The following is a 16,108-nucleotide window of genomic DNA, read 5'->3' as shown; positions in this document are numbered from 1 at the left end:
CCGGCACTTTTCCTTCCTATAGACTTCACCAACCCAGAAGAGAAAACATGTGGTTCGATATTGCTGAATATCAGTCTCGACTCGAAAACGCGCAGAAATATATGGCTCGACATGAGCTTGACTATCTGCTCGTGTTTGAACCTGAGCTCGTAACCTACCTAACAGGGTTCTACACATTAGGGTACGGAACTTCATTTCAATGTGTTCTCGTCCCCAGCTCAGGCCTCCCTCTCACAGTGCTTCGAAAGGCGGAACAGTTTCATTTCAACGATACCGCGGCGTGGCTCGACAAATACCTGCTATGGTACGACGGCGAATCCGCTCCAGATGTCGTGATTCGTGCGATGGCCGAACTGTCTGTAAAAGGGCGCGTCGGCTTCGACGGGGCATCGTGGCGTGCTACCACCACAATAATGGATCGCGTCAGAGGGGCGATTCGCGCAAGTTTCATTGATCTTGGTACGCAACTCGATTCGCTTCGTTTTATAAAGTCCCAAGCTGAGATTGCCTATATGCGCGAAGCTGGAAAAGCCGTGTCCCTGATGCATGAGGCTGGAATCGGCGCTGTATCTCCTGGTGCAACCGAGAGGGACCTAATGATCGCGACAGCTAGTGCCGGCTTGCGAGGAGGTAGTGATCAGGCGGAGCCCGGGCCACTAGCATCGGGTGAACGTGCATACCATATCCATTCTTGCTTTCAAGATCGTGTCATCTCACACGATGATCTGGTTTTCCTTGAAATGTGCGCACACAAGAAAAACTATCATGCTCGTTGCATGCGCACCATTGTTGTCGGCCAACACGACGATCACATGGTCGACACCTACCGTCGATTTGTCGACATTCAAGATGAGGCTTTAGCTACGATTAGAGCAGGTGTGCATTGTTCGGTCCCGGACCGGATAGTGCGTGAAGGCGTTGTAAAGACCGGATGGGTCGACCAATATCCGAACAAGACCTTCTACGGTATCGGAATGATGTTCTGGCCTAACACCTACGAAAAGCTAGAGGTCACTCACAACGCCGACTTCCATTTCGAGGCTGGAATGACATTTCACGCTTATATCTCCGCGCGTGGCCTCAATATTTCTGAAAGTATCGTCATCACAGATCGGGGCCATGAACGTCTAACGAACTTCGACCGAGGAATAATTCTCAAATGATCTCAGGATCACATAACACCTCGTCTCCGCTATTTGAGAACTATAGCACCCGGGATCTTAGAGAGTTAAAGCGCGCAAAATGGTCCAGTTCAGGCGCGCAATACGGAGCGGCAATCGCAGAGATGGATTTTGATCCGGCGGCCGACATAGCAGCTGCACATGCGGCATCGGCCATGCGCGGCGACCTTGGATATGCTCACCCTAAGGCGCTTGATGCTGCCTCGGATGCGCTTCGGGAATATCTCTTTCTCAACTATGGATGGCGGATCTCCTCGGACGAGGTAATAACACTCGGCGATCTTCTTCGAGCCCTTGAGGTTTGCCTTGCGTATTTCAGCGCGCCCGGCTGCCCGGTTATTGTACCGACCCCGTCCTATCCGCCACTTTTGATAGTGCCACGATTGCTCGGGAGGAAGGTAATCGAGAGCCCACTTCGTCAATCAGGCGGCCGTTGGACTTTGAGCCTCGAGGATATCGAGCGTGGACTCAGGTTGGGGGCTCGCCTTCTGATACTTTGTAATCCACATAACCCAACAGGAACTGTTTACACCCGCGACGAACTCGTCGCACTTTCCGAACTCGTGGAGAGGTACGGGGCTCGCGTTTTCGCGGACGAGATTCATGCACCTCTCGTCTATCCATTTCGGGACAACGACGGTCAGCTTCACTGCCATACGCCATACGCTTCCGTCACCGAGGTTGCGAAGAACCATGCGCTGACTGGCGTATCCGCCACGAAAGGCTGGAATTTGGGCGGTATCAAGGCCGCACATCTGATCGTCTCGAACGATACGGACATGCCAATACGCAAGCGGTTACTTGAAATGCTTGCTCACGGCGCAAGCACTGCAGGACTTTGGGCGACAACGGAAGCATATCGTAACGGTGGAGCGTGGTTAAACTCAGTACTAGCCTACCTTGACCGAAACCGCTGCCGGCTATCAGATATGGTTGCGGAGCATCTCCCGGGAGTCGTCTACCATCGACCATTTGCTTCGTATCTCGCGTGGCTTGATTTTCGTCGGGCTCAGATTGGCGACCGTCCAGCCGAATTCATGTTGCGTTCTTCAGGGGTGGAAACTAGCGAAGGCGTTGATTTTGGGGAGTGCGGTTCCGGATATTTGAGGTTGAACTTTGGTACCCCCTATCCGGTACTTGAGGAGACGCTCAGCACAATGGGTCATGCACTTCGCGTGGCTTCGCGGTGACTGCTTGTCAAATCCATCATATACAGACGTGCGCCATTTTTCGTTTCTATGATTGTGAAAAACCAAAAATATACTTGAACTTGGATATCTGCACATGCGCCAAGGTTCGCAATTATTTACCATTTATGGATGAAAATCCTCCTCGCGAAAACGGTGCAGGCGCTTTTTTGAACTGACGTAACCACACATCCTGACGATTCCATCTATTATTTAGTAGCGCATTTTTGAGGAGAAAGCCGTGCATAATAAATTCCACTCGTCGCTAATATTTTGCATTACTAATCAAAAGCGAATCATAGGTGTCAGCGTAGCGCTAATGACTTCTACTGTCGTTCATGCGCAAAGCTCCGTGACCCTCTACGGGTCTATTGACTTGGGCGTTGATTTCGCCAGCAATGTTGGTAGCGCCCATCAGTACCGTATGGCTAGCGCGGTCGGGATCCCTACGCGATGGGGTCTGACTGGCAACGAGGATCTCGGTCAGGGGCAGTCAGCAATCTTTAAGGTGGAGGGCGGTTTCGACGCGACAAATGGCGCACTAAGTTCTGGATTGGGCTTCAGTCGGCAAGCGTACGTCGGCATCAAGGATGAACGGCTCGGAACTCTTACTCTGGGTCGCCAATGGTCCCCTTTGACCGTTATGGTAGGGTCGTTTTCTCTGAACGTTAACTACGGTGGATGGTACTTCTCGCATCCGAACGACGTGGACAACCTGGACTACACGTTCTCGATTCCGAGCGCGATTAAATACGCGAGTCCAAAAATTGGTGGCGCCAGCGTCGAAGCTCTGTATTCCTTCGGAGGACAACCCGGGCAATTTTCAAACGGCTCGAGCTATAGCGCTGGAGTGGACTATTCTGTGGGACAGTTTTCTGCCGCAATTGCCTATCTTCGCGTTAACGATCCGCAGACAACCGTGTTCGGCTATCAGAGCGGTGGAGGCTATGTGAACTCCGTATACGGCACGTATCTTCAGAACGCTCGCAGTCAACAGATTTTCGGTGTCGGCGCGTCATATGCCTTCGGATCAGTCAGAATCCTCGGCAACTTCACTGACGTCAATTTTCAGCAGGGTGCTGGGAACGGACAGGATGTGAAATTTCAGAATTACGAACTCGCGACAAGCTGGAACGCAACATCCGCGCTCGCACTCTTCGGCGGCTATACGCTCACCGACGGCCGAAACCACGCCACAGACCAGCAGCCGCGATACCAGCAGTTCAACATTGGCGCCAACTACCAGGTCTCCAAACGTACTGCACTCTACGCAATCGTCGCGGTCCAGAAGGCGAGTGGCGGTGCAGTTGCACAAATTGCCGGTTTCAACCCGTCCTCGAATGGTAAGCAGGTCGTCGGTCATGTTGGCATTAGTCACGTGTTTTGATCTGGCCGCTTGCACGCTTCACTGATCACGTGGTCATTTTGCATGAGTGGCTGAATTACGCAATTACGGACAGAAATTTGCCATTTAAGCGATGACTAAGTCCCGGTGCTTCAGCGAGTACCGGGACTTGCCTATACTCCAACGCAACGTCGATGCTTGTGTAAATGGCGTGTTCGACGCCGTTTATTGACGTGATATTCAAAAGAAGCGGCGCGAACAGACCAGGTAGGCGTGCTTCTTGCAAATGCCCGCCGCAACATGCCAAAAATTTTTACCGTCCAACCGACGGCACCATGACCCAAATCAATTCAGCAGATTTGGATTTTTCCAAATTATGGTAGGTGTGAGGTTCACGTCCAGGAAAGGTTATTGCATCTCCTGCATTTAAATCAACAACCTTGTTCGAAAACTGGATACGGATTTTTCCTTTCAGAACGTACGCCGTTTGCGACTCGCAGAACATTGGGTACAGTTCTTCGCCAGCGCTTGCACCGGGTTCCATTGTGGTATGGGTGAGCGACAGTAGCTTGTTGCTAGCCGGGCTCAACAGACTATGCCTAATCCCTTGCGCCTCGTTTGAACCCACAATGACGCTTCCAAACGAGACGACCTCCACCTGCTCGATGGTCAACAGGGCCCCCGGGTCCACACCGAGGGTCTTACACAGATTTACGAGAGTTCCGACAGTTGGTGAGATGTCGTCTCTTTCGAGACGCGACAAGTACCCCTTTGTTACGTTGGCAGCATCCGCGACCTGTTGAAGCGTGAGACCTTGCGCCAATCGCGCCGCCCTAAGTCGGGGGCCAATAGTGAATGACGCATCCTGTTGATGGATTGCCGTTGATCTGATAGTCAAATCCGCCCCGCCTCCTCAAAGCATTCAGAGTTTCGTCACTACGTTGATCGAATATGCACCAGCTATCGAGTATGTCATGTACACGCACAACGCGAGCGCCACGCTCCATGCCGGACTCCGCAGATGATGGCCACACGTTCTCTACCGTCCTTCAGCACCACAGCAGCTCTTGCAGGCGCAATCGGGTTGGCTCAATTTTCGACATCCGAGATTGGCCGTTGCTCGGCCAATCGCCCACTTGATGGCTTTGACCGCCGCCAGCCCGGGAACGGCGTCCAGTAGGATTGTAAGCGACCTCTGCAAAGTTGAGCGAGACGGCTTGCGCCAGATAGCGATGCTACTACGCGGAGGCTAAGGTACAACACTGCCTGCCCCAGAGAGGCTTCACGTTAGAGCGATCCGGTGAGCTTTCGAAAGAATGGCGGTGCTTGTACGATGAGCGGTGAGGATGTGCTACAGCCTGCCGAAAGGGGTGTCATAGACGTTCGTGCATTTTCCCGATTAGACGCACCTGGGCCTGGCGCAGGTCTGCTTTGCCGCCTTGTATAAATTCCCTTTCCAATCAGACACCTGCTGACTACCCTTTGCGGACTAACAACTGGATGACGGCAAACGCGCGATGGTTCAATCCGCAAGCCGTGACGGAAAGCCGAATTTGCAGACGCTGACTGCACCATCGGTTCGGTGGTCAGGACCCAGTCTAGGCGACTGGCGCTCGAAGCGGGCACATCACTCTTGGGGCTTGGAAGGAGTTGGTGGGCGGGCCGAGCCACGGGGGTTTTGAACTTCCCACGGGGTACCGGCAGACACAGCGGCGCTCTCTGTCAGCGCTCGTTGAAGCTAGGCCGCATCAGATAGGCCGAAGTCGCGGCAAGCGCGCCCAGCACGGCCACATACACCCCGACTGGCACGATACTCGCATACTTCGCCACGAGGGTTGCGGCGATAATCGGCGCAAGTCCCCCGCCTAGTGCCGACGCGAACTGGATACCCATCGACATGCCAGAATAGCGCAGCTCTGCGGGAAACTGTGCAGCGTACAGATTCGATTGCGGCGCGAAGAGAATCGCGTAATTCAGTGCTAACGCAAGAATGGTGGCCACGACGTAGGCAGAGTACGAGCCACTACCTATGGCCTTGAACAACGGCACTGCCATTACTGCCAACAGGGTGCCGCCGAAGTAGTACAGCCGACGAGCTCCAACCTTGTCCGCAACCAATCCGAACAGCGGAATGGACAAGGCCATCGCTGCCGCTCCCCACAACAGTGCGCTTAACGCCTCCGACCGCGTGAACTTCAGTTGGTTGACAGCGTACGAGAGCGAAAAAACCAGGATGGTGAAGATCAGCGTCGTTTCGCCCAGCTTCCCCAAGATCGTTAGGACGAGCGGTCGCCAATGCGTCTTGATCACGTTCCATGCCGGCAACGACGCGGTGCGCTGCTGCGCCTTTACCTCCAAGAAGGCCGGGGACTCACTGATACGCATACGCACGAACACGCCGACCACGATCAACAAGGCACTAGCCAAAAAGGGAATGCGCCAACCCCAAAGGAGAAATGAAGAATCTGGCAACGCCGTGACACCGGCAAATGCCGCCGATGACATCAATATGCCGATGGGCGCGGCCATTTGAGGCATACTACCGACCAGAGATTTCCACTTCGGTGGCGCGTGTTCGACTGCCATCAGCATGGCGCCTCCCATCTCGCCACCAATCGACAGACCTTGGAAAATGCGCAACACGATCAGCAGCACCGGAGCCCAAATGCCAATTGTCCAATAGGTTGGCAGCAGGCCGATCAGCACCGTACAGAAACCCATCAGCAACAAGCTCAGCATCAGCATGGATTTCCGGCCAAGGCGATCGCCGAAATGCCCGAACAAGATTCCGCCGATGGGGCGAGCCAACATGCCACTGGCAAAGGCACCGAACGCCGCCAGTGTTGCCAGTGAAGGAGCAAAATTCGGAAAGAACAGTCTGTTGAATGCCAGCGCGGCAGCGGTGCCGTAAGCCATAAAATCGAAGGCTTCGATGGCGGATCCGATCATAGTAGCCAATGCGATGCGCCACAAACCGTCCTGGCGAGCCGGTGCGTGGACGTCCGTGCCAGAATGAGCAGTACTCATATTCTTCCTCTCGAGATTAAGATGTGGATATGGAAGTTACGCACCACGGCCCCATAATCCGCGTGACACCATTCGAACTACTGTAGTGGTCAACTGATTTCGGACAGGCAGATAGGTTCTTTCGCTGTCGGGTTCGCCTCGTAGGCGGCGGGCGACAGATAGCCCAGCGTGGAGTGCAAGCGCACCGGATTGTAGAAAGCGACGATGTACTGGTTGATATCACGGCGAGCCTCATCGTGGTTGGCATACTGACGCTGCCACACGCGCTCCATTTTGAGGTTCAGGAAGAATCTCTCCATCACCGAATTGTCCCAGCAATTTCCTTTGCGACTCATGCTGCAAACCACGCGATGCTGCTTCAGCAACGCCTGGTACTCATCGCTTGCATACTGGCTGCCCCTGTCCGAATGCAGAACCAGTCCCGGCGCTGGCCGACGCTGCTGCAGCGCCATGGTCAACGCCGACATGACCAGCCCAGTCGGCATGGTTGGTGCCATTGACCAGCCGACCACCCTGCGCGAGTACAGGTCAAGCACGACCGCCAGATAGAGCCAGCCCTGCGCCGTGCGAATATAAGTTATGTCCGAAACCCAGGCGCGATTGGGCTTGGCAACTTCAAACTGTCTGTCGAGCACGTTCTCTGCCACAGGTAGCGTATGCCTGCTGTCGGTCGTCGAGACGAACTTGCGCTTCCAACTCGTGCGCAGGCCCGCTTCGCGCATCACCGTACGCACCCGGTAACGACCGATTCGTATCCCTTGCTCCCGCAGTGCATGCATCACGCGGCGGCTACCATAGCTCGCGCCGCTAGCGGCGAATGCTGCCTTGATGTGTGTCTGTTCCTGCAACCTCTTCGCGCTCGGCCCAGCGCTGCGGTGCGCATAGTAGCCAGAGCGGCTCACCTGCAAAAGCCGACAGGCGTGACTGACCGATACGGCCTCCTGTTGCAAATGAGTTACCAGGCGGTAAATCACTTCAGTTCCCGGGCAAAGAAGGCCGACGCTTTTTTTAGCAGCGCGTTGTCCTCGCGCAGTTGCCGGTTTTCCACCTCAAGCTGCCGGATACGCTGCTGCTCAGCCGTCAGCGGCTTGCCCTCGCCGGGGCCGCCGGCACGCTCTGCGTCGTACTGCGCCACCCAGCGGCGCACAGCTGTCTCAACCAGGTCCATTGACCGGCAAACTTCGCTGACCGACAGCCCTTGGTCTCGCACCATCCGTACTACTTCCAGCTTGAAGCTGGCGTCAAATTGTCGGCGCCTTCTTGTCATCTTGCTCTTTTTCCTCGTCGATTCAGGATTGTCCTCCTATCGACCTGTCCGAGGAAATTAGACCACTACACTACTTTGCAAGTGCGCGAACACCACAACCATACTCAACGGTTCCTGCTGCGGTAACCGACTTGAGTTTTGACAAACTTTCCTATGGTTGCGTCCGAGGAACACGCCGATAGCCCTGCGATGTGATACCGGACATCAAAGGAGGCGTTCGAATTTTTTCATACACATTCGCTGTCGATATCCAGCAGTCACGACAGGCACTGATTCCAAAGACTACACGGCCTGCAGAGCGATCCCTCCTGCTTCTGTTACCACGATTGAAACCTCGTCTGTCATAGAGCCCGCCGGTATTCCGAACATACACAGCATCTTCGCAATCTCCGGCATGTCTGACCCTGAAGCATTGCGACAAGTCCGACGAAACGAATAGAGCTTTTGCCACTAAGAGCAGATTCCAGCGAGCGTCTATTAACACTACTCCGTAGTGAGCTAGTCCTGGCTATTAAGCCAGTCGCGCATGAGTAGATTGAATTTTTGCTCCTGCTCGATGTTAGGCAGGTGCCTTGCGTCGGGAATCTCGACGACCCTGGATCCCGCAATCAGCTCCTGTATGTCACGCGCTACCGGTGGTCCTGCGAGAACGTCTTCATTTCCGGTGATGATAAATACCGGAACCCTCACTTTCGCTGCATGGACCCTCAGGTCCGACGTCGACGCCGACTTGCAGTATTCCGCGTAACTACCCGGATCGGATTGGCGAAATGCCTGGCAAAGGGACTCCACCTGATCTTGGTGCACGGAAGCAAACCCATCTGAGAGCCATCGAGATAGCACCGGCGCCCAGAGCTTTTCTTTGTTGTCCAAGGCCATGTCTGCGCGCGCGACCCACTGGCCTCTCGCTTCCGGTGGAACGTAGATCGCAGCGGAGCAAAGGACCAGTGATCGTATTTTTTCGGGAATCTTGGAAACAGCCGCCAGCGCAACTGAGGCGCCCAGAGAGAGCCCTGCCATATGCACCTGCTGAAGGCCAAGGTGTTCTACCAGTGCACCAACTGCTTGTCCGACATCACCGATCGATGCCCCGGGCTTCAACGGACCTGCCCCACCATGGCCGGGCAAGTCCACAGTCACGACCCTAAACCGATCTGCAAGAGCCAGAACCTGGCTCTCCCAAAGACTCCGGTTACCGCCAAGGCCATGCAGGAGGACGATTGGCGGCCCCGACTCGGGCCCATTCATTTCGTACATGATCGAGCCCACTGCAGACTCGAACCGACCAGTTCCTTCCTTCTGGGTGACCTCCGGCTCGGGTAGCCCCACGGTCCGGAACTCGGCAGGAGCGACTACCTCCATGATTAGGCAATCAAGCGAGTGGCCGACCTCCCTATGGCGACCAGGCGTCTGGTACATGCCATCTCCTTGCTCCAATCGCACTCGCCCTACGCCTTCGATCTCAAAATCCATCCAACCACGCACAATGTAGAGCAATCGAAACTGGGTTTCGTGCCTGTGCCAACTGGCGATCCCATCCATCTTTCCGTTAGCACGTCCAAAGCGGACTGCGAACGCACCATTGGTCGCCTCAGTGACGCCGACATCCCAATAGCCAAAGTAATCACGCATGCCGTGCGTGAATTGCGCGTCCGACTGCCTAAAAATCAGAGGAATAGTGTTTGACACGGCGGTAAGTTCCTTAAACAGGGGGTAGCGGTGCAATCCATGCTACTGTACCGAACGTTCGGGTGTCAACGCGGGTGTGCGATAATATGGTTTCCCATACCTTTAACTGAAGGGCACCAGATGAAGGAGCATCGAGCCAGACGCAGTCGCGAAGACATCGTTCAGCAACTACGAGGTGTCTTCCGAGAATTCGGCTATGAGGGCGCCACACTGACGCGGATTTCCGACGAGACAGGGCTTGGGCGGGCAAGCCTATATCACCATTTTCCAAACGGAAAAGATGAGATGGTCATGGCGGTACTCGAGGAGGTTGAATCCGTCTTCGATCACGAATTAATCGCTCGCCTTCGCGGTGACCAGCCGCCCGAGGAAAGACTAGAGTCGATGATCGAGCATCTTTGGAACCACTACCAGGGAGGGAGTACATCGTGCTTTCTGGCAGTTCTCGCCCTGACCTCGAACCAAGGGCCGATTGGGGCCAGCGTCCAGCGAATCTTTCTCAAATGGATCGAAGGCATTGCCTTCGTCTTGAGGGATGCCGGCGTGCCCGCGCGTAGTGCCACACTTCAAGCGGAGGAAGCGGTTGGTCGCATTCAAGGGTCGCTCGTGCTTGCGAAAGCAACCGGGGATCCATCCATCTTCCAGCGCGTAATGAAGGCACTTCCAAAATCTCTTCTCCCGGAGTCTGAACCAGCGAAAGATGTGAGACCAACGGAATCGGCGCGTGGCAGCGCACCTTTGGATAAGCACCGGAACCCGGTGAAAGCGTCAGATGAAATCCGAGTGAACACATCTCCAGTTTCGTCTCGACGGCGTGACAAGAAATTGCCAGAGTAAACCCCACCGAGGTTGTGAGGACCAAAGTGGCAATAGAGGCACCGACGAGAGCTCCGCGCACAGGCATCCCGGTCAGGCGATCGAGTTTCGACGACATCGGGCCACGCTTGCCTGAAAGCCGGACGTATCGGAGGCGCGCCTGGTGATAGAGCATGAGGCGAATCCAAACTTGATATTCGAATAGCACCGAGCGCTACGTGCCGGCGAAACTGATCCGATGGATTTTTCGCCTGAGACAGTGGACGCGCCAGCGCAAGAGATCAAGCATCCGCCAGGTGCGACCGAACCAGCCATCTTCGTGCTTCTATCGCATCATTCATGTGGGCGCGCTGAACCGTCCCGTCAAGCGACCCATAGTCGGGCCGGGGTCGCGGGTTCACGCATTGGTTCGATGAGATGTCTTACAGTGAGCCTTTGCTGCAGCAGAAGTCGCCGCGTGCCTCGACGCCGAGTCTCCCAGAGGCCGCAATCTTGACCCACTTGCCTCGCCACAGCAGCTCACACCGCACGTTGCCAAACCGCAGTATGAGCCGGCTGAGCACGGGCTCCTTGCCGAGGCAAAGGTCGTTTCTGCGGATCTGGTCATCTGCGAATATCGCGCGGCACGCGCTATTGATCGTGTGCGATGAGCGTAGGCCGCATCTGAGAGGCTTGCCAAGCTACTTCGCACAAGCCGCCCCGTGGCTGCGACGCATTCATGCTGGACCACCCGCGCTACGACCGCTCAAACCGCTCGTCGACCCCGCCATACCCAATTTCGAAGAAAGAGTTCCGCCTAACTGCCAGGGTGGCCACTAGGCCGGAGGAATCGAGTGCGCCGTCGCATGACTTACTTGGGACCTGCCCATCCCGCCGCCAATGTACCGCATCAGGGCCGTCAAGTCATACCCCGTCGCTTCTGCGCGCTCGATAATTTCTACCGAAGGCAGTTTTTGCGCTTCAGATATGGCCCAAAGCTTTACCGCAACGGCCGGACTCAATATCTGCGTCGATAGGAATTCGACTTGGCTCAGATTCCGCAGGATTCAGATGCGGTAGAAGAAGGCGAAAAAGGCGTCATCTTGTCATGCGCTTCACTAATATTCAGAAAGCACCCGACCCCTTGTCCGACGTTGCGCCACCCGCGCGGAACATTCGGCGGGACCATAATGGCATCCCAAGCGTTGAGGCAAACCTTGTTTTCCTGAGCTTCGTCAAAAAATATGACAAAGCTACCGCTTGCCACGAACATAAGCTCTTCTTGAGTATGGTCATGCAATGACGCACCTCCACCAGGAACCACCACACCGACACTCAGCCGGAATGCGTCACTTAAAGCGGCCGGCGGAATTCCCATTGCAAATCCTGATCCCGCTTTGTCAAAGTATTTGTACAATGGGCTGTGCGAAGACGTTGCATCTGTTCCCGGACGCCAATTCGGACGCACGTCGCTGAACCGAACGACTTTGCTGATGGCCTTTTCGATTCTCGCTTGCAGCTCAGCCGAATCGTTCTGCGCGTTAGCCAGTGGACCCATATCTTTCCTCCCTTAGGTAGGCATTCAGTGTTGATGATTGGATTTTCGTAAAGACAGAAGTCAGCGATGCGTTAGTAGCTCTCGCGAGAAAACTGTGGAGGCCTTCCGATCGTTCGTCCTCGCATCCTCGGCACATACGTCCGCGCCACAATCGGCGACTCTCCCATCAGACGACGACGCCCCCTTCTGGGCCAGCGCCATCCTCTTTTCGAAATTCGGCAGATTCGAGCGCAATCTCGGCCTCCGGAAGCGCTCGCTGCGCATAAACAACCCGGCTTCCAGGTGTGCGATTAAGCAGCAACTGCGTGACATCCGGGCGCGAGTAGTGGCCCGCAGGGTCTGCTACAGCTTTGGACAACGATACGAGGCCCAAATCAATGTCTGCATAGACAATGCCTTCTTCGTTTTCGGGCAACGGTTCGTGGAGCAGCGCGCCGTCCGGCCCGAAAATTCTCGTGAAACCGCCGCCTTCCTGAATCAGTTGATGCTTAGCAGGATCGTCACCACACAGGATTTCAATCATTTCCTTGCTGACGAGCGAAGTTGGAGCGATGACAAAGCATTGACCTTCGACAGCATAAATGCGAGAAGCGGAAATATTCACTTCCGAACTCAATGCATTCGCAGCGCCGCGATACAGCGAGAAACTCGGCCATGCCGCGATGTGTACTTGCTCGTTTTGCGCATACATCGCGTACTTGGAGAGTGGTTGCAGATGCTCCCAGCAGCACAGTGCACCGATGCGACCCAAAGAAGTCGGCCACACCGTGAGGTCAGTTCCGTCGCCCTCACCGTACACCGTCCGCTCGACGTGCGTAGGTTTCAGCTTTCGGCGCCGTGCGATGGTCTGACCATTTTCATCGATTATCCATTGCGCGAGGTAAAGACTGCCACCATCCCTCTCGCTCATGCCCATGGCAACCACAATCGAATGCTCCTTCGCTGCTTGAGCGATACGATCTGCCTGTGCAGATCCGTAGACCAGTGAATTGTCGTAGTATCGCTGGACAAACTGCATACCCCAACCAGGAGAGCCGAGCCAGATGTACCAAGGGTAGCCGGGTAACCAAGCCTCCCCGAAGGCGACCAGCTTTGCCCCTTTAGATGCAGCCTCGGCGATCAGCGAGACCGCCTTGTCGACTGAGGCGTCAAGGTCCAAGAACACGGGTGCCGCCTGAATTGCCGCGACGCGGAATTTAGGATGCGCTACGCTCATTCCTATCCTCATAACAAGTAGTGGGTAGTGAGTTCACATCGTAGGGAAAAGGTCTCGCTCCGGCTTGACTGTACGCCGCACTTTTTTTGACTACGCTTGTCTTCCCGGTAGAAACCACCGCAGTTACAGCGCTGATGTCTGACGAGCTTATGCTTTGCACAGACTCCACCGCTCCAATCGACCCACTTCTCCGCCTAACGCATTAGTCGGAGATTGTCTGCAGTACGTTTGTGCAATTGGAATGCGAGCCCCTGCCGACCAGCGGACGATCGATGGCAGCAACGCTAACACACATCGGGCGACGGTCAGCCTGACCGTCGTGTGACGTCAACTGCTCACCGCGCCCATCGGACCCCGGCCAGGATCTCTGCCCCGGGGCAGATACAGCGGGGCACCAAACCATCCACGGGAAATTGAACGGCGCGATGCGCGCCCCCTCCCGTTTCGCTGAGGTCATTTCACTCGTGCCAACATCCACTCGCCGGCGCCCCTCTGACCCACGCGTGTCGTGGGCGATCAGATCCCCGCTGTACGCCGGTTGGCGCACCACATAGGCCTCGGAATGCAATTTCCACCGCGATCGTGGGGTGTCACACCTCGAAGAGCGGAGGAAACCCAACGTTCAGCAAAGGTATGTGACTAGAGCCGTCCAGAATCCAGCACAATATCTTGCATCAATGCCGACGAGTCACGAGACGAGCCCCCCACCCTGAGCACGTACTTGCCTGGATTGATTTGCCACGCATGTTTGCCGGTATTCCAGGTTGCAAGTCGCTCGGCAGGAATAGACACGATGATTTGGCGGGCTTGCCCCGGTGCGAGGACGACCTTTGCCCATCCAACTAGACGCTGCGGCGGCTCCCCGAGGCCAGTGGGCAACATCGCATAGACCTGCGCCACTTCCGCTCCCGCAAGCGTGCCAGTGTTCTTCACCGTGAAATGCACTCTGACATTGCTCGAGCCATCTGATCGGACTGTAATGGCAGAGTATGCGAAAGTAGTATATGAGAGCCCGAAGCCGAACGGGAACAACGGCTTGATTCCTTTGGCGTCGTACCAGCGATACCCCATCAATAGACCTTCGTCATAGTTGACGTTCAGGTCCGTGTGGCTAACCAAACGCTGTGGAAGGTCGGTATCCCGCTGCGGGAACGTCATCGGCAATTTTCCAGACGGGTTGACGTCCCCGAACAGCACGTCAGCAATAGCTTGACCGCCCTGGACGCCCGGATACCAAGCCTCGAGCACACCTTGAACGTTGTCGAGCCACGGCATTAGCACCGGGCTCCCATTCTCCAAGACGACGATCACACGTTTAGCTTTCGACGCGACGGCCGAGATTAGCGCGTTTTGATCGTATTCCGCACTGATCGGAGTCGACCTCGTATCCGGTAACGAGAGGCTCCCAAGATCGCGGGCCTCGGCCTCCCATTGCGTAGCGAAGACGATCGCAACATCAGCGTTTGCGGCTGCGGTGGCAGCGGCGTTCGCATCCGTTCCGCTATAGTACGTGACCGCTGCATTAGGCGCCTTCGCCTTGATCGCGGCGAGCGGCGACGACTTGTACCAGGTTGCACACCCACCCATGGCAGTGTTCACGTAGTACTGGCAATTTGCAACCGCATTACCATTCTCCGCAGGAACCGTGGCCGAGCCACCACCGGAAAGTACACCCGCGTCTGCATGCCCACCAATGACTACAACAGACGAAAGCTTATTCGGAACGAGCGGAAGGACCGCCTGCTGACCGCTCGACGGCGCAACGTTCTTCAGAAGAACAAACGATTGTTGCGCGATTGACAACGCGTCGATGTTACCTGCGGATCGATCGATGACGCCACCCCGTTTGGGAGGATCATCCATAATTCCGGTGCTGATCAGCACGTGCAGTTTTCGCTGAACCATGTCATTCAGGCGCGACATCGGCACGGTGCCCGCAGCGACCGCCTCCTTTAGCTTCGAACTAAAATGCGGAATAAAAGCAGGAATCTCCTTCTCTGCTTCGCCGCCTACCTCGCCCGGCTCCTCCTCATCGAGCCCAGCATTGGCAGCATTAACCGTGCTATGCGTCGCACCCCAATCGGACTGAACGACACCCACGAAGCCCCACTCGTTTTTCAAGACCGTGGTGAGCAAGTACCGATTTTCGCACGCGTATGTGCCATTCACGAGGTTGTACGAGCACATAACGTTGCCCGGCCTACCCTCCTTCACTGCGATCTCGAAGGCAAGCAGCTCCGTCTCGCGCATCGTGCGCTCATCAACAACTGAGTTGCTTTTTATGCGATTCGTTTCTTGGTCGTTCAACGCATAGTGCTTGATCGTGCCGATGACCTTGTGCGACTGGATTCCCTTCGTTAGCGAGGCGACCATTTTCCCAGATAGCAAAGGATCCTCGCCCATATATTCGAATGTTCTGCCATTGCGTGGTTCGCGCGTAAGATTAATGCCACCAGAGAGTGATTCTGCGAAGCCAAGCGTCCGGAGTTCCATCGCGATACGGCCGCCATAAAGGGCAGCGACCTTTGGATCCCAACTCGCAGCGAGCGCCACGGGTGCCGGAAGTGCGGTCGCGTTTGTCTGTTTAACCGTCACTCCAGCGGGGCCATCAGCACTCTCGATCGGCGGAATGCCCAATCTCGGGATTCCGGGAATATAGCTCTCCCCATTCACGCCTGGCGGAAAGGGACCGCCGATGCGTTGGGCCGGCACGCCGTTGCCGTGAACAAGCTGTACCTTTTCATCAAGCGTCATCTGTGAAACGAGTGCAGATACTCGCGCGTCGACATCTGCGTTGGATGAAGTTGGCTCGGAATGAGATCCCGATGCGCACGATGCAAGGA

Annotated in this window: 11 protein-coding genes and 1 pseudogene; 4 read left to right on the top strand and 8 right to left on the bottom strand. The window is 55.6% G+C overall.

Translation table 11 applies throughout. The features are described from left to right. Nucleotides 1–47 precede the first annotated feature (47 nt). The 3 genes from U5A57_RS33660 to U5A57_RS33650 all read left to right on the top strand — a co-directional run bounded on the left by U5A57_RS33660 (nt 48) and on the right by U5A57_RS33650 (nt 3,755). Nucleotides 48–1,163: a Xaa-Pro peptidase family protein gene (locus U5A57_RS33660; RefSeq protein WP_321915987.1), complete on the top strand. Its 1,116-nt coding sequence runs from the start codon at nt 48–50 to the stop codon at nt 1,161–1,163. Continuing rightward, nucleotides 1,160–2,371 (top strand): MalY/PatB family protein, encoded by a 1,212-nt coding sequence (locus tag U5A57_RS33655; RefSeq protein ID WP_321915986.1) that lies wholly within the window; start codon nt 1,160–1,162, stop codon nt 2,369–2,371. The genes U5A57_RS33660 and U5A57_RS33655 overlap by 4 nt, the downstream gene beginning before the upstream one ends. 274 nt (nt 2,372–2,645) lie before the next feature. Further along, complete coding sequence (locus tag U5A57_RS33650; protein ID WP_321916003.1) at nt 2,646–3,755, top strand: porin; 1,110 nt, start codon at nt 2,646–2,648, stop codon at nt 3,753–3,755. A gap of 271 nt (nt 3,756–4,026) precedes the next feature. On the opposite strand, the gene U5A57_RS33645 is transcribed toward U5A57_RS33650, so the two are convergent. The 5 genes and pseudogenes from U5A57_RS33645 to U5A57_RS33630 all read right to left on the bottom strand — a co-directional run bounded on the left by U5A57_RS33645 (nt 4,027) and on the right by U5A57_RS33630 (nt 9,696). After that, nucleotides 4,027–4,386: a cupin domain-containing protein gene (locus U5A57_RS33645; protein ID WP_321915985.1), complete on the bottom strand. Its 360-nt coding sequence runs from the start codon at nt 4,384–4,386 to the stop codon at nt 4,027–4,029. Further along, nucleotides 4,387–4,611 (bottom strand): annotated as a pseudogene (locus tag U5A57_RS41730) (helix-turn-helix domain-containing protein); the annotation flags it as partial. It lies immediately after the preceding gene. An 824-nt stretch (nt 4,612–5,435) separates the two neighbouring features. Further along, nucleotides 5,436–6,740 carry an MFS transporter gene (locus U5A57_RS33640; RefSeq protein ID WP_321915984.1) on the bottom strand — a complete coding sequence of 435 codons (1,305 nt, stop codon included), beginning with the start codon at nt 6,738–6,740 and terminating at the stop codon, nt 5,436–5,438. Between the two features lie 89 nt (nt 6,741–6,829). After that, nucleotides 6,830–8,007 (bottom strand): IS3 family transposase gene (locus tag U5A57_RS33635; protein ID WP_321915983.1). Its coding sequence is split into 2 segments (ribosomal slippage): nt 6,830–7,740 and nt 7,740–8,007, totalling 1,179 coding nucleotides; the frame shifts between segments, so codons are not numbered across the junction. Between the two features lie 498 nt (nt 8,008–8,505). Then, complete coding sequence (locus U5A57_RS33630; RefSeq protein WP_321915982.1) at nt 8,506–9,696, bottom strand: alpha/beta fold hydrolase; 1,191 nt, start codon at nt 9,694–9,696, stop codon at nt 8,506–8,508. Nucleotides 9,697–9,816: 120 nt separating this feature from the next. On the opposite strand from U5A57_RS33630, the gene U5A57_RS33625 reads away from it, so the two are divergent. Further along, a complete protein-coding gene (locus U5A57_RS33625; protein ID WP_321915981.1) occupies nt 9,817–10,533 on the top strand; it encodes a TetR/AcrR family transcriptional regulator in 717 nt (238 codons plus the stop codon). 1,009 nt (nt 10,534–11,542) lie between these two features. Here U5A57_RS33625 and U5A57_RS33620 read toward each other — a convergent pair. The 3 genes from U5A57_RS33620 to U5A57_RS33610 form a co-directional block, all read right to left on the bottom strand. Further along, nucleotides 11,543–12,049, bottom strand: a complete 507-nt coding sequence (locus U5A57_RS33620; protein ID WP_321915980.1) for a cupin domain-containing protein — start codon at nt 12,047–12,049, stop codon at nt 11,543–11,545. A 166-nt stretch (nt 12,050–12,215) separates the two neighbouring features. Continuing rightward, the gene (locus U5A57_RS33615) at nt 12,216–13,265 is read right to left on the bottom strand and encodes a carbon-nitrogen hydrolase family protein (protein WP_321915979.1); all 1,050 of its coding nucleotides are present in this window, start codon (nt 13,263–13,265) and stop codon (nt 12,216–12,218) included. A gap of 639 nt (nt 13,266–13,904) precedes the next feature. Next, entirely contained in the window at nt 13,905–16,019 is a 2,115-nt protein-coding gene (locus U5A57_RS33610; protein WP_321915978.1) for a glycoside hydrolase family 3 C-terminal domain-containing protein, read from the bottom strand. Nucleotides 16,020–16,108 lie beyond the last annotated feature (89 nt).

Origin of the sequence: Paraburkholderia sp. J11-2 (genome assembly GCF_905220185.1) — a bacterium.
GTDB lineage: Bacteria > Pseudomonadota > Gammaproteobacteria > Burkholderiales > Burkholderiaceae > Paraburkholderia.
The sequence above is the reverse complement of the archived record's forward strand: the minus strand, read 5'-3'. Positions and strand labels throughout refer to the sequence as shown.